Source organism: Streptomyces capitiformicae, assembly GCF_002214185.1.
In the GTDB taxonomy this organism is placed as follows: domain Bacteria; phylum Actinomycetota; class Actinomycetes; order Streptomycetales; family Streptomycetaceae; genus Streptomyces; species Streptomyces capitiformicae.
Map to the genome: position 1 here is coordinate 8,060,712 of NZ_CP022161.1, position 18,254 is coordinate 8,078,965.

An 18,254-nucleotide genomic window follows, 5' to 3' on the forward strand; every position below is an offset into this window, starting at 1 on the left:
CCGAAAGGCCCTCTTGCGGGCATCGGCCGTACCACCGAATACTTCCCGGCAGCGCCTTGTCAGGGGCACGGCGTGTTCGGAATCCTGACCAGTGCCCCTGATCTGCGCCTCACGGGCCCCGACCCCACGCGGGCCCCCGACTTCCCTTTAGGAGGGAACGAACAGTGAGGATCAAGCGCACCACCCCCCGCAGTGGCATAACGAGACGGACCCGGCTGATCGCCGTGACCACCGGACTCGTGGCCGCAGCCGCCGTCACGGTCCCCACCGCCAGCGCGGCCGGCACCCAGACCTTCAGCGCGGCCGAGCTGAAGAGCGCCAGCTCATCGGTGCTCAAGGCCGATGTCCCGGGCACCGCCTGGGCGATCGACCCGGCGACGGACAAGGTCGTCGTCACCGTCGACAGCACCGTCTCCCAGGCGGAGCTCGCGAAGATCAAGAAGGCGGCGGGCGACAACGCCGGCGCCCTGACGATCAAGCGGACCCCGGGCAAGTTCAACAAGCTGATCAAGGGCGGCGACGCCATCTATGCGAGTAGCTGGCGCTGCTCCCTCGGCTTCAACGTCCGCAACGGGAGCACCTACTCCTTCCTGACCGCCGGTCACTGCACGGACGGCGCGGGCACCTGGTACTCCAACTCCGGTCGTACGACGGTCCTCGGCCCGACCGCCGGGTCGAGCTTCCCGACCAACGACTACGGCATCGTGCGCTACAGCAACACGTCCATCCCCAAGGACGGCACCGCGGGCAGCGTGGACATCACCAGCGCCGCCACCCCGAGCGTGGGCACCAATGTCATCCGCACCGGCTCCACCACCGGTACCCGCACCGGACGCGTGACCGCCCTCAACGCGACCGTGAACTACGGCAGCGGCGACATCGTCTACGGCATGATCCAGACCACGGTCTGCGCCGAGCCCGGCGACTCAGGCGGCCCGCTCTACGGCAGCAACGGTGTGGCGTACGGCCTCACCTCCGGCGGCAGCGGCAACTGCACGTCCGGTGGCACGACCTTCTTCCAGCCCGTCACGGAGGCACTGAGCGCCTACGGCGTCGCTGTCTACTGACAGGTCTACTGACCGTCAGTTCCACTCGGAGCCGGTGCTCTTCCTCCCGGCACCCCGCCCCGAGCACAGCTGCGGCCGGCAGCAGGCGAGCCCCTCGCACACCAGGTGTGCGAGGGGCTCGCCCTCGTTCGGGCGGCGGACAGCCCCGCGGTGGAGGCGTCGAAGAAGCTCGCGGAAGCCGCCAAGGGGATGTCCGAGCAACCCGCCGCACTCCAACTGCGGCTGCTGCAGACGGTGGTGGCGGTGGCGGCGGAGAAGAATCCCATGCTCGTACTGCCCTTCCCGGTGGAGCTGTTGCGGTTCCTGGAGCGGGCCCAGCAGGCACCCTCGCGGCAGGCTCAGCAGGTCCCCCGCCGCAGCCGACTGTCGACCGGCAACCGGTGCAGGAGCAACTTCCGTGTCGGGCGCCCCGTTTGGATTCGGATCCTGAGGGGTTGGATTTCGGACAGGACTAGACCTCACCCGCTGCTGAGGGGGTCGTCGCGTCGCGTGTTTGCAGTGTGAATTCGCCTGGTCCGAAGTGCGAATTCACATGGCGCGATACCGGACAGTAACAATGCGGGGGCGTGCGCCGGCGCGGCGCTCGCGGTCGGATGCGGGGCCTGAAGTCGACCTTGTGTGCCCCCTGTGCGGCTAGGAATAGTTGGCGCCGCAGAGTTGGCATGGACGCGGCGTTTTTGTTGTCCGTCGCCTCCTTGCCCGTACGCCTTCCGGCCGGCGGGGGTCCCCATCACCCTCTCCGGCCAACCCCCCACAGGAGGACGTGAGTTGAAGCACCGACGCATAACCAGGCGCCGTGCCGTCGTGACAGGTGCGGGCATCGCCGCACTCGTCGCCGCGGGAGTGACCTTCCAGACTGCGAACGCGAGTGAGACCGCGCCGACCGCCGAGCCGAAAGCGCTCTCGATCACGGCGGCCGGAAAGCTCGCCTCGACCCTCGGCGCGGACCTCGGCGCCGACGCGGCGGGAACGTACTACGACGCGAAGAGCAAGCTCCTCGTCGTGAACGTGCTCGACGAGGCCGCCGCCGAGACCGTCGAGGCGGCCGGCGCCAAGGCCCGCATCGTCGAGAACTCCCTCGGTGAGCTGAAGAGCGCCCGGACGACCCTCAAGGAGGACGCCGCCATCCCCGGCACCGCCTGGGCCACCGACCCGACCACCAACAAGGTCGTCGTCACCGCCGACCGCACCGTCTCCAAGGCCGAGCTGGCGAGACTCACGAAGGTCGTGGACGACCTCGGCGCCAAGGCCGAACTCAGGCGCACGAAGGGGGAGTTCAAGCCCTTCGTCGCGGGCGGTGACGCCATCACCGGCGGCAGCGGCCGCTGCTCCCTCGGCTTCAACGTGGTCAAGGGCGGCGAGCCGTTCTTCCTGACGGCCGGTCACTGCACTGAGGGCATCTCCGAGTGGTCGGCCGACGGCCAGGTCATCGGCGCGAACGAGGTCTCCAGCTTCCCGGACAACGACTACGGCCTGGTCAAGTACACCGCCGACGTCGACCACCCGAGCGAGGTCAACCTCTACAACGGCTCCGCCCAGGCCATCAGCGGCGCCGCCGAGGCCACCGTCGGCATGGAGGTCACCCGCAGCGGCTCGACCACCCAGGTCCACAGCGGCAAGGTCACCGGCCTCGACGCCACCGTGAACTACGGCAACGGTGACATCGTCAACGGCCTCATCCAGACCGACGTCTGCGCCGAGCCCGGCGACAGCGGCGGCTCGCTCTTCTCGGGCGACAAGGCCATCGGCCTCACCTCCGGCGGCAGCGGCGACTGCACCTCGGGCGGCGAGACCTTCTTCCAGCCCGTCACCGAGGCACTGTCGGCGACCGGCACACAGATCGGCTGAGCTCCGAAGAGCCGGAAGGCCCGGCCCTCCGGCTCCTTCGTCAGGGCCGCCATCACCCCGGTGATGGCGGCCCCCGCCGTTGCCCGGGTCGCGGGGCATCGAGGCGCCGTAGCCCGAAGCCGGCGTGATCCAAACGACAGGCCCTAGTAGTGCTTCGTTACGTTGAGTGATCTCGGCTGATTGTGGGCAGCTTCCCGGGGTGAGGTTGGGGGAAGTGACCGACTTCACGGAGGCGGTGCGGCTGGGTGAGGAGATCGCCATCGGCGTGCTGCGCGAGGCGAAGGAAGTCACCCTGGAGGATGCCGTGTTCACCCTCAGCCGGTTCGACGGCACGACCCTCGCCGTCTGATGTATCGGCCATCTCGCCGGCTCGGCTCGTCGGGTGTACGCAGCGTGGGGCGCATCGACGGCCGAGCCGGAGCAGGCGGCAGCTCTTGTGACCATGACTTTCGCCGAGCGCGTCAGGAGGAGCGGCCGGGCGCGGGTCGGCCGCCGGTTTCCGTGGCGCGTGCCCGGCGTGCCCGCCGTCGGCCGGTGATGGCTGCCGCCGTGACCAGCAGTACCGCGAGCAGGACCGCGACGGCGGCGGGGCCGACAGTCTCCAGGAACTCCGCGATGGCGCGCTGGACGGTGCCGGCCGCGTCGACGACCGGATCCTGGACGGTGGGATCGCGCTGGACGCGGATCTCGTACCAGCCGTAGTACGCCACGTACGCGCCCACGCACAGGAGCAGCGCGCCGCCGAGCCGGGGCGCCACGGAACCGAGTCGACGCAGGCGGGGCACGGCGGTCGCACGGCTGAGGGCCACGGTCAGGGAGGCGGCACCCACGATCAGGCCCATCCCGGCGGCGTACGCGGCGAACAGGGCGATGCCCTCACCGGTCGAGCCGCTGCGGAAGGCGGAGACGACGATGGCGAGGAACGGGGCGATGGTGCAGCCGAGGGAGGCGGTCGCGTACGCCATTCCGAAGAGCGCCATGGCGGGCAGCGAACGGGTCACGGCCGGGGCGCGGCGCGGCTTCGGTGCCAGGGTGGGCAGTTGACGCCCGGCCGACAGCCAAGCCCCGGCGCCCGCCATCAGCAGCCCGAAGACGATGGTGAACCAGGGCAGGTGTTCCTGCACTTGCCCCGCCACGGGCTGGACGGCCAGCCCGAAGACGCCGAAGAGCGCGGCGAACCCGGCGGTCATCGCCGCGGTGGCGGTCAGTGCCCGGCCGACGGCGACCACACGGCTGGGGGAGTCGTCGCCGAGGACGAGCAGCGACAGGTAGGCGGGGAGCAGGGCGAAGCCGCACGGGTTGACGGCGGCGAGCATGCCCGCGCCGATCGCGAGAGCCAGAGGCAGATCGGTCATGGCGGTCAGCCGGTCAGCCGGTCAGCCGGTGAGCCCGGCGACCTTCTCGGCCAGCCCTTCGCCACCGGGCAGCACGCCCTCGTATACGGTCCTGCCGTCCTCGTCGAGGATGACGTAGCGGCTCTGCTCGGTGACCTCGAACCGCTTCCACACCTCGCCGGTCTCGTCCGAGAGGTGGGGGAAGGCGTCGGTGCCCGTCTGGGAGACGAACTCCTTCATGGCGTCGTTCTTGTCGAGGCCGGCGACGCCGAGGACGTTGGCCTTGCCCGTGTAGTCGGCGGCGACCTTGGCGGTCTCGCCGGCCTGGGCGCGGCACTTGGGGCACCACGGGGCCCAGAACCACAGCACGGTGGGCTTGCCCGCGAGCGTCGTCGCGTCGAAGGGCTTGCCGTCCACCGTGGTTCCGGTGAAGTTCAGTGCCTCGGGGACCTGCGACCCGCCCTCGCCCTCGCCCTCGCCCTCGCCCGAGCCAGCGGACTCCGGGACGGAGGATGTCGCCTTCGGCGGTGCGGCCTGGCCGTCGCTGCCGGAATCGGAACCGGCGTCGGCGCCGCAGCCGGTGACGGTGAGCAGCGTGGCTGCCAGGACGGCAGGGAGGAGAGTGCGGGCACGCATGGGGACTCCTGTGGGTCTGGACCGGCTGCGACTCTAGAGCCGATGAGCCCGGCGGGCAGGGTGCGGTGGGCTTACGGTTTCGTGACGTCAGCCGACGCGTCCCTGAGTCGCCGACGGTCCACCACCCGGCACCGTAAGCCAGTCCGAGCACGACGGCCGGCGCGAGCCCTTGGGCAAACTCGCCCAGGACCTGAACGAGAGGTACGTACGCGAGCGGCTGCGCGGTCTGACGGCCGCGGGCTGTCTGGAGGAACCGGAACCCGGGCGCTTCACCCTTCCCGCCGAGCACGCTCCCGCCCTGGCCGACGAGAAAGGGCCTATGTTCCTCGACGGCGTCCACCAGATGATGCCCGCCGCCCTGGCACCGTACGAGCAGCTGACCGAGGCGTTCCGGAGCGGGGGAGGCGTACGGCAGAGCGACTACCCGGACATCGCTCAAGTGCCGCGCATCTGCGCCCTTCCTGTGCCCGGTGCGGCGGTGGGGGCCTCTCCCGCTCATGGGGGCCCCTCCCGCTCGAGCGAAGCCGGGAGTGGGGGAGACGCCGGGAGTGGGGGAGGAGCGTGCCAGGCGTCGGGCTGCAGGCGGGACTTTCGCAACACGCCCTAGCCGGCGTAGGGGCTTCCGCCGAGCCAGGTGGTGCCGTCGATCAGTTCGCGCGCCGCGTCCAGGTGTCCGCTGTGGCAGGCGACTTCGGTGAGCACATGGATCACGATGTGCCGCACGTCAGGCATCCGCCAGGTCGGCCAGATCTCCACGGGCCAAGCGGCGGGCTCCTGTTCGGGCGCGGGGGTGGCGAGCACGGCGTCCGCGCGCGCGATGGCCGCACGGTAGTCGGCGAAGACCTCCTCGGCGCTCATCCCCTCGGGCACGTACCAGTGCGTCTCCGCGCCTGCCGTGAGCTGTCCGGCCACATCCGGCTCGCCCGCGATCACGCCGAGGAACCAGAAGCGTTCGACATCCAGGGTGAGGTGGCGCAGCAATGCCAGGCAGCTCCAGCCGCTGGGCAGTACCGGCCGCCGTAAATCCTCCTCCGAGAGCCCTTCGAGGATCCCGAGGACGTGCTCGCGCTGGCGGTCCAGGGCGCCCTTGGGGGCGTCCAGTTCCGCGTTCACCGGGCGGCGCACAGTTCGGCGAGGCGTTCCAGGGTGCTCTCCATTTGTGTTTGCCACCAGGCGCGCCCGCTGTCCACTTCCGCGCGTCTGTCCTCCGGCATGCGCGAACCGTCGAATATCTCGGTCACGACCGTCGCCCCGGCCCCGTCCGGGACCAGGTCGAAGATCCACCGGTGGCCCCACGCGGCCCCGGACGCGGCGGCGTCGGGGTGCCCGCGACGGGCCTCGGCTCCCAGCCGATGCGGCGGTCCGGCTCGTACTCGACGACGTGATTGTGCATCTCGTCGTCGCCGTAGCGCTCGTAGTGCATCCGCATCACGAAGACGTCCCCGACGCCCGAGACCACAGCGCCCGAGACGCCACCGCGCAGCATCCCCGAGCCGTCGAGGTCCGCGTGCCGTCCCGGATCGGCCAGGATCCGGAAGATGTCCCCCGCCGGGGCCCCGATGCGGCGGGACACCACCACGGACTCGCCTGTCGTACTCGTCATCCGCGCGCCTCCGTCAACCGCAGAGCATGAGCCTGACTTCCGGCCTGGACGCTACACCGGGGGTACGACAACGCCTGGCCGAGCACCTACGAGCCCCGCCCCACGCGGACTCCCCGATCGGCGAGTCCGCGAAGCCGGTCAGCGCAACATCGTCCGGCACTCGCCGACCCGCCTCCCGCCGAGCCTGAAGCGCCCCGGACGCGACACCCCGGACAGCCCCAACAGCCGCACTCGCCGACTACGGCCGCCGTCATCTCGCAGCGGCCACCGAGAAGGCCCCGCCACACTGGCAGACCTTCTCGGTCACAGCACTGATCAGTGCCAGTTGCTGATCTTGACGTCGTGCGGCGCGGGCTCGCCCTTGCCGGTTTCGACCAGGTTCTTGAGACTCATCAGGAAGATCGCCCACTTGGTGCTGCAGTGGTACATGAACTCCACGGGCTCCTTCCACCCTTCGTGCCGGAACAGCACGATCGTGAAGCCGTCCTCCTGCTTGAGGTCGAAGCGAATCCGTGTGCCGATCCACTCCTCGGGACCGTCGACGACCTCCCAGAGCACGCGCTCGGCGGGCCGGGTCTCCAGTACCTTCATGTCGAACCCGCCGGGCTCGAAGCGGAACCTGATCACTCCGCCGATGTCGGTGTCGCCGTCCGTGTCCCGCGTCCACCAGCCCGCCAGCCCGTCGATCGTGGTCAAGGCTGTGTAGACGTCGTCGGGAGACGACGTGACTCCGATCCTGTGCAGGATGTCCACCATCTCTATGCCTCTCTCATGCAGGCGCCCGTATGCGGGCGCGGTTCAGCAGCGCCGCCTCGGACGGGGCGACGTGCGTTCGTGCGGATCAGCCCTCCTGGCCGCGTTGGATCGCCTCGGCGATCCGCTTGATGCGCTGCAGCCGGGCGTCCCAGGCGGCCCCGACCGACGACAACTGCGCGACCGCGCGGGCGAGCTGGGCCTCGTCGACCTGGTAAAGGCGCTCGCGTCCGGACGGAGTGACGTGGACCAGCCCGACCCGGCCGAGTACACCGAGGTGTTTGGAGACCGCCTGCCGCGTGACCGGCAACTGCTCGCTCAGGGTGGTCGCCGTTCCGCCGCCCCCCGTCAGCAGCAGGTCGAGCATCCGCCGCCGGATGGGGTCTCCCACGGCCGACCAGAGCTCGTCGTCCACGGTCACGCTCATCGCGTCGACACCAGCCGGGCGACGTAGGTGACGAGGCGGGGCAGGAAGTAGTCCCATCCGTTGACGTGATCGCGGTATTGCTCTTCGAGCACGGCCGCCTCCCAGCCCTTCTCCCGGAAGCCCGTCTCCGTGAAGCGCAACAGGGTGCCCGTACCCGACGGGACCAACTCGAAGGTCACCAGGAGCGAGTTGGCCGGCGTCGCGGCCTCGTCCTCGTCGTACACCCACCGGAAGGAGAACCGCCGGGGCGGGTCGGCCTCCACCACCGTGAGTGGTGCGACCTGCGCATCCGGTGCGGTCCGGTCGCCGAACGTGATGACCCCGGTGGCGCCGGGCACCGGCTCGAGCTCTGCTTCGTCGGGCCACCACTCCCGCAGGTGTTCCGGCGTGCTGATGACCTCGTAGACCACCTCGGGCGTGGCGTCGATGTGGATCTCCCGCTCGATGCTGCCGTACTCCATTCCGCCTCCTCTGTTCGCAACCTTTGGTTGCGTATGACGTTAGGGCAATCCTTCAGAACGCGCAACCATTGGTTGCTCTAATGGCTCGTCGGCAGCCGCGGCGCTCAGCGCCCGGCCGGGGCAGCCCAGGAATTGGGGCGAAACCCTGGCAGTGACAAGCGGCACCGAAGGACGATTCCATGTGCTCAGGCACACGTATGCAGAGAGAGGCCGTATGTTCACCACCCGCCCCACCCTGCAGGGAACCTTCGGAATGGTGTCCTCCACGCACTGGCTGGCGTCGCAGTCGGCGATGGCCGTCCTTGAGGACGGCGGCAACGCCTACGACGCGGCCGTCGCCGCGGGCTTCGTCCTGCACGTCGTCGAACCGCACCTCAACGGCCCGGCGGGCGAGGTGCCGATCATCCTCGCCCCGGCGGCCTGCGAGGTCCGGGTCCTGTGCGGACAGGGCGTGGCACCCGCGGGGGCGTCGATCGAGCACTACAGGGGCCTCGGCCTGGATCTCGTACCCGGTACGGGACCGTTGGCGGCGGCCGTGCCGGGCGCGTTCGACGCCTGGATGCTGCTCCTTCGTGATCACGGCACCAAGGACCTCGCCGACGTCCTCAAGTACGCCATCGGGTACGCGGAGGACGGGCACGCGCCCGTGGAGAACGTCGGGGCGACCGTCGAGTCGGTGCGTGTCCTCTTCGAGGAGGAGTGGACTTCGTCGGCGGACGTGTATCTGCCGGGCGGGAAGGCACCCCGCCCCGGCGAGCTGTTCCGCAATCCGGCGCTCGCCGCGACCTGGCGGCGGCTGCTCGCCGAGGTCGAGGGGGCGGGGGACCGCGAGACCCGCATCGAGGCGGCGCGTCAGGTGTGGCGCTCCGGCTTCATCGCGGAAGCCCTGGTACGGCAGGCCGGGCGGCCCACCATGGACACCAGCGGCGAACGGCACACCGGCACGCTCACCATGGCCGACCTGGCCGCCTGGTCCGCCTCCTACGAGACCCCGGCGACGTACGACTGGAACGGCTGGACCCTGTGCAAGGCGGGCCCCTGGAGCCAGGGGCCGGTGCTCCTCCAGCAACTCGCCCTGCTGCCGCCCGAACTGCCGGAGTACGGGTCCGCCGCTTACACGCACCTCCTCGTCGAGAACTGCAAGCTCGCCATGGCGGACCGGGAGGCCTGGTACGGGGACGCGGCGCCGGTACCGCTGGCGGAGCTGCTGTCCGTCGAGTACAACTCCGGGCGGCGGGCGCTCGTCGGTGACACGGCGTCGTACGAGCTGCGCCCCGGCAGTCCCGGCGGACGCACCCCGAGTTTGAGCGCGCACGCGCGCGTGGTGGCCTCCTCAGAGCCCGGCCACGGCTTCGCGGAGCCCGGCTTCAATCCCCTGGGGGTCGGTGAGCCCACGGTCGCGTCCCATGGGGGCACCCGGGGCGACACCTGCCACCTGGACGTCGTCGACCGCTGGGGCAACATGGTCGCGGCCACGCCCAGCGGCGGCTGGCTGCAGTCCAACCCCGTGGTGCCCGAGCTGGGCTTCCCGCTCGGCACCCGGCTGCAGATGGCCTGGCTCGACGAGGGCCTGCCCAACTCCCTCACCCCCGGACGCCGGCCGCGCACCACGCTCACCCCGTCGCTCGCGCTGCGCGACGGGGTGCCCGTCATGGCGTTCGGTACGCCCGGAGGCGACCAGCAGGACCAGTGGCAGCTGCACTTCTTCCTGGCCGTGGCCCTGCGCCCGCCGGTCCGGGGCGGCCTCGACCTCCAGGGCGCGATCGACGCCCCGAACTGGCACAACGACAGCTTCCCCGGCTCCTTCTTCCCGCGCGGCATGCGCCCCGGCAGCGTCACGGTGGAGCCCCACACGCCACCGGAGGTCGTCGCGGAGCTGCGGCGGCGCGGCCACGACGTCACCGTGGGCGCGCCCTGGTCCGAGGGCCGGCTCTGCGCGGTCGCACGCGACCCGGAGACCGGGGTGCTGTCGGCGGCGGCGAATCCCCGGGGCATGCAGGGCTACGCGGTCGGGCGCTGAGGCGGGTGGCCGATCCCTGGCTGCCCTCGGCGATTCCCGCGGTTTCCCGATGTGGCCGGCCCCAGGCATTCACGGCGATTCCATGCGAAATACACCGGCCGGGCGGGGATTGTCAGTGGCGCGTGCTGTCATGGAGGCATGATCGAAGACAGCGAAACCATCGACGAGTTTCTCGCCCGGCACGCCTCCGACGTCGAGGAAGCGATCCGCAAGGCCGCCGCCGCGGAGATCATGCCGCGTTTCCGGCAGCTCGCCGCGCACGAGGTCGACGAGAAGAGCGGCCCGCACGACCTGGTGACCGACGCCGACCGCAAGGCCGAGCTGTATCTGACGGAGGCGCTCTCGGCGCTGCTGCCCGGCTCGGTCGTGGTCGGCGAGGAGGCGGTGCACGCCAACCCGGCGTCGTACGACGCGATCCGGGGCGACGCGCCGGTCTGGATCGTCGACCCGGTGGACGGCACCCGGCAGTTCGTGCGCGGCGAGCCCGGCTTCTGCACCCTCGTCGCCCTCGCCCAGGGCGGCGTCCTGCGCGCCTCCTGGACGTACGCGGCCGCCCTCGACCGGCTCGCCGTGGCGATACGGGGCCAGGGGGCGACCCTGGACGGTGAGCCCCTGCGTGCCGGCTCGCCGGAGCCCGGCCGTGACCTCGAAGTGGCCACCTCCCACCCGGACTACACCACGGAGGACCAGAAGGCGGCGCTGCTAGGCCTCTGGACGGAAGGCGTCGCCCCGCGCGCGTGCGGTTCGGCCGGGCTGGAGTATCTCGCCATCGCCCAGGGCCGGTTGGACGCCACGGCGTTCTCCTGGGAGGCCGCCTGGGACCACGCGGCGGGTCTCCTCCTGGTCGAGGAGGCGGGCGGCGCCCATCTGACCCTGGCGGGGGAGCCGTTCCGCATAACCGGCGGCAACGCCCTGCCGTTCACCGCGGCACGGGACGCGGCCACGGCTCGCCGGGTGGTGGGGTTGCTGTCGGGCGGAGCCTGAGCTGGAAGGAGCCGCTCACGCGGATGTCGATCACCTCGAACTCCGCGGGGGTGCCCTCCCGGGGCCACTCGCACTCCGCCCGCAGCAGGATCAGGGCGTCCACGAAGCCCGGCAGGGGCAGTCCGAGATCGACGAACACTCCGGTGACACCGGGACCCCAGGGGGAGACGGTGAACGTGCCGGGCAGGCGCGCGCCGACGGGGACCGGCCCGGAGTCGTGTCGCACGTCACACTGGCGGTACGAGCGGGCACGGCCCCAGGCGAGGCTGAAATCCTCTTCGGTGACGGGCAGGGCACCCGGTGGTTCCGTGACCGGTCCCCGGACCGGTGTTCCGTACACGACCTCGTACAGCTCGTGCCCCAGCTCCCCGCCGAGCCGCCCCACCTGCGTGAGTTCGGCCGTGTCGGCGGCGACAGCGGCCGTCTGTTCCTCGCCACGGAAGACGATCTGCCGCAGCACCCGCCCGTCGTCCCCCACCTCGAACCAGCACCAGGTGTCGTCGTCGGGATCGGTGAAACGGAACCGGCGCGTCATTTCGCGGAGCCTACCCGTGCCCGGGCACTGTCGGTGGCCGGGCATATCCTGATCCCGAATGGCCATCGGCTGACGAAGGAGTCCGAAGGTGCCGTCGATGCTCGACGCGGTAGTGGTGGGGGCGGGGCCGAACGGCCTGACGGCTGCCGTGGAGCTGGCCCGCCGCGGATTCTCCGTGGCCGTGTTCGAGGCGAAGGACACCGTGGGAGGGGGCGCCCGCACCGCCGAGCTGACCCTGCCCGGCTTCCGCCACGACCCGTGCTCGGCCGCGCACCCGCTGGGGATCAACTCGCCCGCGTTCAAGGCGATGCCGCTGGACCGCTACGGCCTGGAGTGGCTGCACGCCGACCTGCCCATGGCGCACCCGTTCCTCGACGGCACGGCGGCCGTGCTGGCGCGCTCGGTGGGGGAGACGGCCGCCTCGTTCGGGCCGCGCGACGCGGGCGCGTACCGCAGACTGGTCGAGCCGTTCCTGCCCCAGTGGGACACCTTGGTCCGCGACTTCATGTCACTGCCGCTGTCCGCGCTGCCCCGCGACCCGGTCACCCTCGCCCGCTTCGGCCTCGTCGGTCTGCCGCCCTCGACCTGGCTGATGCGCCGCTTCAAGGACGAGAAGGCCAAGGCACTGTTCGCCGGGCTCGTCGCGCATGTCATCGCCCCGCTCGGCGGCCTCGCCACCGGCGCCGTCGGCCTGGTCTTCGCGTTGGCCGCGCACGCAGCCGGCTGGCCGGTCGCCCGCGGCGGCTCCCAGGCCATCTCCGACGCGCTCACCGCGTATCTGAAGGACCTCGGCGGCACCGTCCACACCGACTACGAGGTCAAGCGGCTCGACGATCTGCCGCCCGCGCGCGCGTACGTCTTCGACACCTCGCCCACCGCGCTGGCCCGGATCGCCGGCTTCGGGCGCTCTTACGAGTCGTACCGGTACGGTGCCAGCGTCTTCAAGCTCGACTACGCGCTCGACGGCCCCGTGCCCTGGACCGCCAAGGAGGCGCGCAGCGCGGGCACGGTGCAGGTCGGGGCGAGCAAGGCGGAGATCGGCGCCGCCCTGGACGACGCCTCCCGCCGGGGCCGCGCTCCCGACGCGCCGTTCCTGATCACCGTGCAGCCCAGCCTCGTGGACCCGACCCGCGCACCCCAGGGCAAGCATGTCTTCTGGGCGTACGGCCATGTCCCGAACGGCTGGACGGGAGACCTGACGGACGCCGTCGAGCGGCAACTGGAACGCTTCGCCCCGGGGTTCCGCGACCGCGTCCTCGCCCGCGCCACGGCCGGTCCGCCCGAACTCGCCGCGCACAACGCGAACTACGTCGGTGGCGACATCGCCTGCGGCGCCGCCTCTGGTCTGCAGTTGCTGCTGCGCCCCAAGCTCTCGCTCTTCCCGTATCACACCCCGCACCCCGCCGTCTTCATCTGCTCCTCCGCCACCCCGCCGGGCCCGGGGGTACACGGAATGTCGGGTCACAACGCGGCCAAGGCGGTGTGGCGGAGGCTGCGCCAGGAGCGCTGAAGTCTGCCTCGTAGTCAAGAGTGTTCAAAGCAAGTTCAAGCATGACCAACGCGGTTCAGGTGTGACCAAAGTCAAGTCACGAACAGAGAAAGGTCTTTACGTATTGCGTGCATAAATGTTCAAGCAACGCGGTAGGTTGCGGCCATGAGAGATCGGAGAGCGCAACTCCGCTCCGGGTCCCGGCCCATGCCGGACCTCGCTGACCTGGCTCAACTCGTTCGCGCACCGGCCGCGTTAAGCGTGCCCGGCGACGTCCTCGCGGGCGCCGCTGCTGCCGGGCATCCGCTGGGGGCGCGGACCCTCGGCGTGATGGGATCGTCCGTCTGCCTCTACTGGGCCGGCATGGCCCTCAACGACTACGCCGACGCCACGATCGACGCCGTCGAGCGCCCCGAACGCCCGGTCCCCTCGGGTCGCGTCCCCCGCCGCACCGCCCTCACCGTCGCCGGTGCCCTCACCCTAGGCGGCCTCGGCCTCGCCGCCGCCTCCGGAGGCCGCCGAAGCCTCCTGGGAGCGTTCCCCCTGGCCGGCGCCGTCTGGGCGTACGACCTGAAGCTCAAGTCCACTCCGGCGGGACCCGCCGCCATGGCCTCGGCCCGTGCCCTGGACGTCCTCGCGGGCGCGTTGGCCGCAGGCCGCCGGGGCGGCACCGGCAAGGCTCTGCTGCGCGGCGCCGTCCCCGCCGCCCTGGTCGGTGCCCATACCTACACCCTGACCGCCCTCAGTCGGCACGAGATCTCGGGCGCCCCCGCTCGGCTGCCCGCCACGACCCTCGCCGCCTCCACGACCACCGCCCTCGCGACGGCACTCCCCGCTGTCCGCACTGTGGTCGCCGCCACCCGACGGGGCACCACCACCATCGTCGGCCGGCCCGCACGGCGCCCCGGCGCCACCGCCGTCACCCGCGCCGCCGTGGTCGCCGCCGGTGCCCTCGCCTACCTGGGAAGCTACGGAACAGCCCAGGCCCGCGCCGTACGGGAGCCCTCGGGCGAGAACGTACGACGGGCCGTCGGGGCCGGAATCCTCGGGCTGATGCCCTTGCAGGCGGCGCTGACCGCGCGGAGCGGAGCCACGGTCGCGGCAGCCGCCCTCGGTGTCGTACACCCCCTGGCCCGGCGGCTCGCCCGGCGCGTGTCCCCTACCTGAACCAGCACAGACCTCCGCTGAACCAGCACAGACCTCCGCTGAACCAGAAGAGACCTCCGCCGGAGGAGCCCCCGGAATGAAACCGCCCCCCACCCCCCTCCGATTAGGCTACGGCACCAACGGCTTCACCAACCACCGGCTGAGCGACGTCCTCGCGGTCCTCGCCGACCTCGGCTACGACGGCGTCGCCCTCACCCTCGACCACGGACACCTCGACCCGTACGCCGACGACCTGCCCCGGCGCGTGGCCGCGATCGCGCGGGACCTGGCCCGGCACGGGCTCGACGTGACGGTCGAGACCGGCGCGCCCTACCTCCTCGACCCCTGGGGCAAGCACGAGCCGACCTTGATGTCCGACGCGGCCGAGCGCAGGATCGACCTGCTGCGGCGGGCCGTCCGTATCGCGGCCGACCTCGGCTCGCCCACCGTCCATCTGTGCAGCGGCCCCGCACCGGACGGCGGCCCGCCGGAACGGGACGCGTGGAAGCGGCTCGCGGCAGGCGTCCAGACCGTCCTGGAGACCGCGGAGGAGTACGGCGTCTCGCTGGCCTTCGAGCCCGAGCCGTACATGTTCGTCGACACCGTGGAGCGCTGTCTGGAGCTGGCCGAACTCGTCGGCGGGCACGAACTGTTCGGGATCACCCTCGATGTGGGGCACGCGCACTGTGTCGAGGACCGGACCGTGCTGGAGTGCGTGCGTCTCGCCGCTCCTCGGCTGCTCAACGTGCAGATCGAGGACATGCGGCGTGGCGTCCACCAGCACCTCGAGTTCGGCGCCGGGGAGATCGACTTCCCACCCGTGCTCACCGCCCTGAAGGACCTCGGCCACCAAGGCCTGGTCTCCGTCGAGATCCAGGGCGGCTCCCTCGACGCGCCCGACGTCGCTCGCCGCTCCATCGAGTTCCTGCGCGCCGCATCGGCCTGATCCCCACCCTCACCCCCTCCACCGGCACCCCCCACCCTCACCCCCTCGACCCTCGCCCCTCGACCATCACCCCCTCGACCATCACCCCCTCGACCATCACCCCCTCGACCATCACCCCCTCGACCATCACCCCCGGCAGTTTCCTGTTTCCTCACAAGAGGTCGTTCTGTCATGGCATCCACCGGAATGTCCGACTCCGCGCCCCTCGATCCCCGAACCGCCCTCGCCCTCCACCCCCTTGACCCGGCCGGCCGCGCCTGGCTCGACGAGGCCGAGGCCCGCGTCGCCGCCCGGTTCACCGCCGTAAGGGCCCTGTTCCCCGCGGTCCGACGGCACTGCGGTCGGGACCGTCTGGACGAGCACTGGACCGCCGACGAGGCGGCTCGCGCCGTTCTGCTCCTCGCGCTCCCCCTCGACGGCCCCCCGCTCGCGTCCGAACTGACAGGTCTCTTCCGCCATGGCGACCCGGCGGAACAGCGGGCCGTGCTGAGGGCACTGCCCTTCCTCGACGTGTCCGAGGAGGCCGCTCTCGGCTTCGTCCGCGAAGCCCTGCGGGGCAACGACAGCACCCTCATCGAGGCCGCCCTCGGACCGTACGGCGCCGCCCGGCTGCCCGAGGCCGAGTACCGCCAGGCCGTCCTGAAGTGCGTCTTCTACGAGATAGCCCTCGACCGGATCGCCGGGCTCGACACCCGCGCCGACGACGAACTGGCCCGAATGCTCGCCGACTTCGCCCACGAGCGGGTCGCCGCCGGACGGGACGTACCGCCGGACATCTGGCCCGTCGTCCGTGCCTTCCCCGCCCTCGCCACCCTCACCGAGAAGCTCGCCGCCGAGACCCGAGCCGCCACCCCCGACCGCCGCGAGGCAGCCGTACGCGCTCTGAAGGCGCTCCAGTAAGCCGCGCAATCCCCCAGCCAGAGCCGCAGTCCTCAAGAAAGAGAGCTGACCTGTGCGCATCTTCGACCCCCACATCCACATGACCTCCCGCACCACGGACGACTACGAGGCGATGCATGCGGCCGGGGTGCGCGCCGTCGTCGAACCCGCCTTCTGGATGGGGCAGCCCCGTACGTCGCCGGAGAGCTTCTACGACTACTTCGACGCGCTGCTGGGCTGGGAGCCCTACCGTGCGGCCCAGTTCGGCATCCAGCACTTCTGCACGATCGCGCTCAACCCCAAGGAGGCCAACGACCCGCGCTGCCGGCCGGTCCTTGACGAGCTGCCCCGCTACCTCGCCAAGGACAGGGTGGTAGCGGTCGGCGAGATCGGCTACGACTCCATGACATCGGAGGAGGACGAGGCGCTCGCGCTCCAGCTCCAACTCGCCATGGAGCAGGGCCTGCCCGCCCTCGTGCACACCCCGCACCGCGACAAGGCCACCGGCACCCGCCGGACCCTGGACGTCGTACGGGAGTCCGGCATCGCCCCCGAACTCGTCGTCCTCGACCACCTCAACGAGCTGACCGTCGGCATGGTCCTCGACAGCGGCTGCTGGGCCGGGTTCTCGATCTACCCGAAGACAAAGATGAGCGAGGACCGCATGGTCACCATCCTCCAGGAGCACGGCACCGAGCGCATGCTCGTGAACTCCGCCGCCGACTGGGGCCGTTCGGACCCGCTCAAGACCCGCAGGACCGCCGACGCGATGCTCGCCGCCGGGTTCGACAACGGTGCCGTGGACCGGGTGCTGTGGCGGAACCCGGTCGACTTCTACGGGCAGAGCGGCCGACTGGACCTCGACGAGCCCAAGCCGGACGAGGAGTCTTCCTTCGAGGGCAACTCCATCCGGCGCGGCGGAGCGTGAGGGGACGGTCATGCGATTCCGGCACCCGGACGGCACCGCCGTCCACTTAGGCTACTGCAGCAACGTCCATCAGGCGGAGGACCTGGAGGGCGTCATCGCCCAGCTCGCCGGCTACGCCGAGCCCGTGCGGGAGCACCTGGGCGTCGACCGGCTGGGCATCGGACTCTGGCTCGCCCGTGGCGTGGTCACACAGCTGGTCGGTCAACCGGTCGGTCAACTGGTCGATAAGACAGCCGAGTTGAAGCGCCTCAAGGCAGAACTCGCGGCGCGCGGTCTGGAGACGGTCACCTTCAACGCCTTCCCGTACGCCGGTTTCCACCGCGAGGTGGTCAAGAAGGACGTGTACCTGCCCGACTGGGCGGACGAGGCACGGCTGCGCCACACCCTCGACTGCGCCCGCGTCCTCGCCGAACTCCTCCCGGACGACGCCGAGCGGGGCAGCATCTCCACCCTCCCCCTGGCCTGGCGCACCCCCTGGCCCTCGGACCGCGCCGAGACCGCCCGCCGGGCCCTGGACCGGCTCACCGCAGGGCTCGCCGAGATCGAGTCGGACACCGGCCGCCGTATCCGCGTCGCCTTCGAACCGGAACCCGGCTGCGTCGTGGAGACCACCGCCCAGGCGGTACGGGAACTGCGCGGCCTCGACCCCGACCGACTCGGTGTGTGCCTGGACGCCTGCCATCTCGCCGTCCAGTTCGAGGACCCCGGCGCCGCCCTGGGCCGTCTGGCGGACGCCGGGCTGCCCGTCGTCAAGCTCCAGGCGTCCTGCGCGATCGAGGCCCCGGACCCGGCCGACCCGGCGACCCGCGTGGCCCTGGGCCGATTCGTCGAGCCCCGCTTCCTGCACCAGACGCGCACCTCGACAGCGGCCGGAGTACGCGGAGTCGACGACCTCCCGGACGCGCTGGACGACGGTCTGCCCACCGACACCGGCCCCTGGCGCGTCCACTTCCACGCCCCGCTGCACGCCGACCCCGAACCACCGCTGCACACGACCGCCGACCAACTGAGCGGTGTCCTCGCCGGGCTGCTCGGCGGAGCCTCGGCCGACTGCGACCACATCGAGGTCGAGACCTACACATGGTCCGTCCTCCCCGAGCCCCCCGCCGACCTGGCCGGCGGCATCGCCGCCGAACTCGCCTGGGCACGCGACCGGTTGACCGGCCTCGGCCTCAAGGAGGAACACCGGTGAATACCC

At 71.2% G+C, this 18,254-nt stretch carries 22 protein-coding genes and 1 pseudogene; 13 read left to right on the forward strand and 10 right to left on the reverse strand.

Translation table 11 applies throughout. The annotated features are described in order from the left end of the window. Positions 1–164: 164 nt before the first annotated feature. The 4 genes from CES90_RS36120 to CES90_RS51400 all read left to right on the forward strand — a co-directional run bounded on the left by CES90_RS36120 (position 165) and on the right by CES90_RS51400 (position 3,264). Complete coding sequence (locus CES90_RS36120) at positions 165–1,067, forward strand: S1 family peptidase (protein ID WP_189787563.1); 903 nt, start codon at positions 165–167, stop codon at positions 1,065–1,067. 105 nt (positions 1,068–1,172) lie between these two features. Next, positions 1,173–1,571: an SPFH domain-containing protein gene (locus tag CES90_RS36125; RefSeq protein ID WP_373313596.1), complete on the forward strand. Its 399-nt coding sequence runs from the start codon at positions 1,173–1,175 to the stop codon at positions 1,569–1,571. 264 nt (positions 1,572–1,835) lie between these two features. Next, entirely contained in the window at positions 1,836–2,915 is a 1,080-nt protein-coding gene (locus tag CES90_RS36130; protein ID WP_189787562.1) for a S1 family peptidase, read from the forward strand. A 214-nt stretch (positions 2,916–3,129) separates the two neighbouring features. Then, a complete protein-coding gene (locus CES90_RS51400) occupies positions 3,130–3,264 on the forward strand; it encodes a hypothetical protein (RefSeq protein WP_269801972.1) in 135 nt (44 codons plus the stop codon). A gap of 112 nt (positions 3,265–3,376) precedes the next feature. Here CES90_RS51400 and CES90_RS36135 read toward each other — a convergent pair whose 3' ends face one another. Together CES90_RS36135 and CES90_RS36140 are read right to left on the reverse strand one after the other, a co-directional pair. Next, positions 3,377–4,270, reverse strand: coding sequence for a cytochrome c biogenesis CcdA family protein (locus CES90_RS36135; protein ID WP_189787612.1), 894 nt, complete (start codon positions 4,268–4,270; stop codon positions 3,377–3,379). Between the two features lie 21 nt (positions 4,271–4,291). Continuing rightward, the gene (locus tag CES90_RS36140) at positions 4,292–4,885 is read right to left on the reverse strand and encodes a redoxin domain-containing protein (RefSeq protein ID WP_189787613.1); all 594 of its coding nucleotides are present in this window, start codon (positions 4,883–4,885) and stop codon (positions 4,292–4,294) included. 169 nt (positions 4,886–5,054) lie between these two features. Here CES90_RS36140 and CES90_RS36145 point away from each other — a divergent pair, with 169 nt between their 5' ends. Further along, positions 5,055–5,492, forward strand: coding sequence for a hypothetical protein (locus tag CES90_RS36145; RefSeq protein WP_189787614.1), 438 nt, complete (start codon positions 5,055–5,057; stop codon positions 5,490–5,492). On the opposite strand, the gene CES90_RS36150 is transcribed toward CES90_RS36145, so the two are convergent. The 7 genes and pseudogenes from CES90_RS36150 to CES90_RS36175 form a co-directional block, all read right to left on the reverse strand. Continuing rightward, positions 5,489–5,998, reverse strand: a complete 510-nt coding sequence (locus CES90_RS36150; protein WP_189787615.1) for a DinB family protein — start codon at positions 5,996–5,998, stop codon at positions 5,489–5,491. The genes CES90_RS36145 and CES90_RS36150 overlap by 4 nt on opposite strands. Continuing rightward, complete coding sequence (locus tag CES90_RS51405; RefSeq protein ID WP_269801973.1) at positions 5,995–6,126, reverse strand: hypothetical protein; 132 nt, start codon at positions 6,124–6,126, stop codon at positions 5,995–5,997. Before CES90_RS51405 ends, CES90_RS36150 begins: the two co-directional genes overlap by 4 nt. Beyond that, positions 6,123–6,488 (reverse strand): SRPBCC family protein, encoded by a 366-nt coding sequence (locus CES90_RS36155; RefSeq protein WP_189787616.1) that lies wholly within the window; start codon positions 6,486–6,488, stop codon positions 6,123–6,125. The genes CES90_RS51405 and CES90_RS36155 overlap by 4 nt, the downstream gene beginning before the upstream one ends. Positions 6,489–6,603: 115 nt before the next feature. Beyond that, positions 6,604–6,705: pseudogene (locus tag CES90_RS50300) on the reverse strand (substrate-binding domain-containing protein); the annotation flags it as partial. Positions 6,706–6,803: 98 nt separating this feature from the next. Next, entirely contained in the window at positions 6,804–7,244 is a 441-nt protein-coding gene (locus CES90_RS36165; protein ID WP_189787617.1) for an SRPBCC family protein, read from the reverse strand. An 85-nt stretch (positions 7,245–7,329) separates the two neighbouring features. After that, positions 7,330–7,668 carry an ArsR/SmtB family transcription factor gene (locus tag CES90_RS36170; protein WP_189787618.1) on the reverse strand — a complete coding sequence of 113 codons (339 nt, stop codon included), beginning with the start codon at positions 7,666–7,668 and terminating at the stop codon, positions 7,330–7,332. After that, positions 7,665–8,129, reverse strand: a complete 465-nt coding sequence (locus CES90_RS36175) for an SRPBCC family protein (RefSeq protein WP_189787619.1) — start codon at positions 8,127–8,129, stop codon at positions 7,665–7,667. Before CES90_RS36175 ends, CES90_RS36170 begins: the two co-directional genes overlap by 4 nt. Positions 8,130–8,343: 214 nt before the next feature. On the opposite strand from CES90_RS36175, the gene CES90_RS36180 reads away from it, so the two are divergent. Next, a complete protein-coding gene (locus CES90_RS36180) occupies positions 8,344–10,149 on the forward strand; it encodes a gamma-glutamyltransferase family protein (RefSeq protein ID WP_189787620.1) in 1,806 nt (601 codons plus the stop codon). Positions 10,150–10,287: 138 nt separating this feature from the next. After that, positions 10,288–11,133, forward strand: a complete 846-nt coding sequence (locus tag CES90_RS36185; RefSeq protein ID WP_189787621.1) for an inositol monophosphatase family protein — start codon at positions 10,288–10,290, stop codon at positions 11,131–11,133. Here the strand turns inward: CES90_RS36185 and CES90_RS36190 are convergent. Further along, on the reverse strand, positions 11,069–11,668 hold the full coding sequence (locus CES90_RS36190) for a hypothetical protein (protein WP_189787622.1): 600 nt from the start codon (positions 11,666–11,668) through the stop codon (positions 11,069–11,071). The genes CES90_RS36185 and CES90_RS36190 overlap by 65 nt on opposite strands. Positions 11,669–11,765: 97 nt before the next feature. On the opposite strand from CES90_RS36190, the gene CES90_RS36195 reads away from it, so the two are divergent. From CES90_RS36195 to eboE, 6 genes are all read left to right on the forward strand, one after another. Beyond that, on the forward strand, positions 11,766–13,178 hold the full coding sequence (locus CES90_RS36195; RefSeq protein ID WP_189787623.1) for a phytoene desaturase family protein: 1,413 nt from the start codon (positions 11,766–11,768) through the stop codon (positions 13,176–13,178). A 144-nt stretch (positions 13,179–13,322) separates the two neighbouring features. After that, entirely contained in the window at positions 13,323–14,324 is a 1,002-nt protein-coding gene (locus tag CES90_RS36200) for an SCO3242 family prenyltransferase (RefSeq protein ID WP_229914378.1), read from the forward strand. A 76-nt stretch (positions 14,325–14,400) separates the two neighbouring features. Then, positions 14,401–15,249, forward strand: coding sequence for a sugar phosphate isomerase/epimerase family protein (locus tag CES90_RS36205; protein ID WP_189787624.1), 849 nt, complete (start codon positions 14,401–14,403; stop codon positions 15,247–15,249). 171 nt (positions 15,250–15,420) lie between these two features. Then, positions 15,421–16,149, forward strand: coding sequence for an EboA domain-containing protein (locus CES90_RS36210; RefSeq protein ID WP_189787625.1), 729 nt, complete (start codon positions 15,421–15,423; stop codon positions 16,147–16,149). Between the two features lie 52 nt (positions 16,150–16,201). Further along, positions 16,202–17,056 carry a TatD family hydrolase gene (locus CES90_RS36215; protein ID WP_189787626.1) on the forward strand — a complete coding sequence of 285 codons (855 nt, stop codon included), beginning with the start codon at positions 16,202–16,204 and terminating at the stop codon, positions 17,054–17,056. Between the two features lie 10 nt (positions 17,057–17,066). Continuing rightward, the gene (gene eboE / locus CES90_RS36220; RefSeq protein ID WP_189787627.1) at positions 17,067–18,248 is read left to right on the forward strand and encodes a metabolite traffic protein EboE; all 1,182 of its coding nucleotides are present in this window, start codon (positions 17,067–17,069) and stop codon (positions 18,246–18,248) included. The last annotated feature ends 6 nt before the right edge of the window (positions 18,249–18,254 follow it).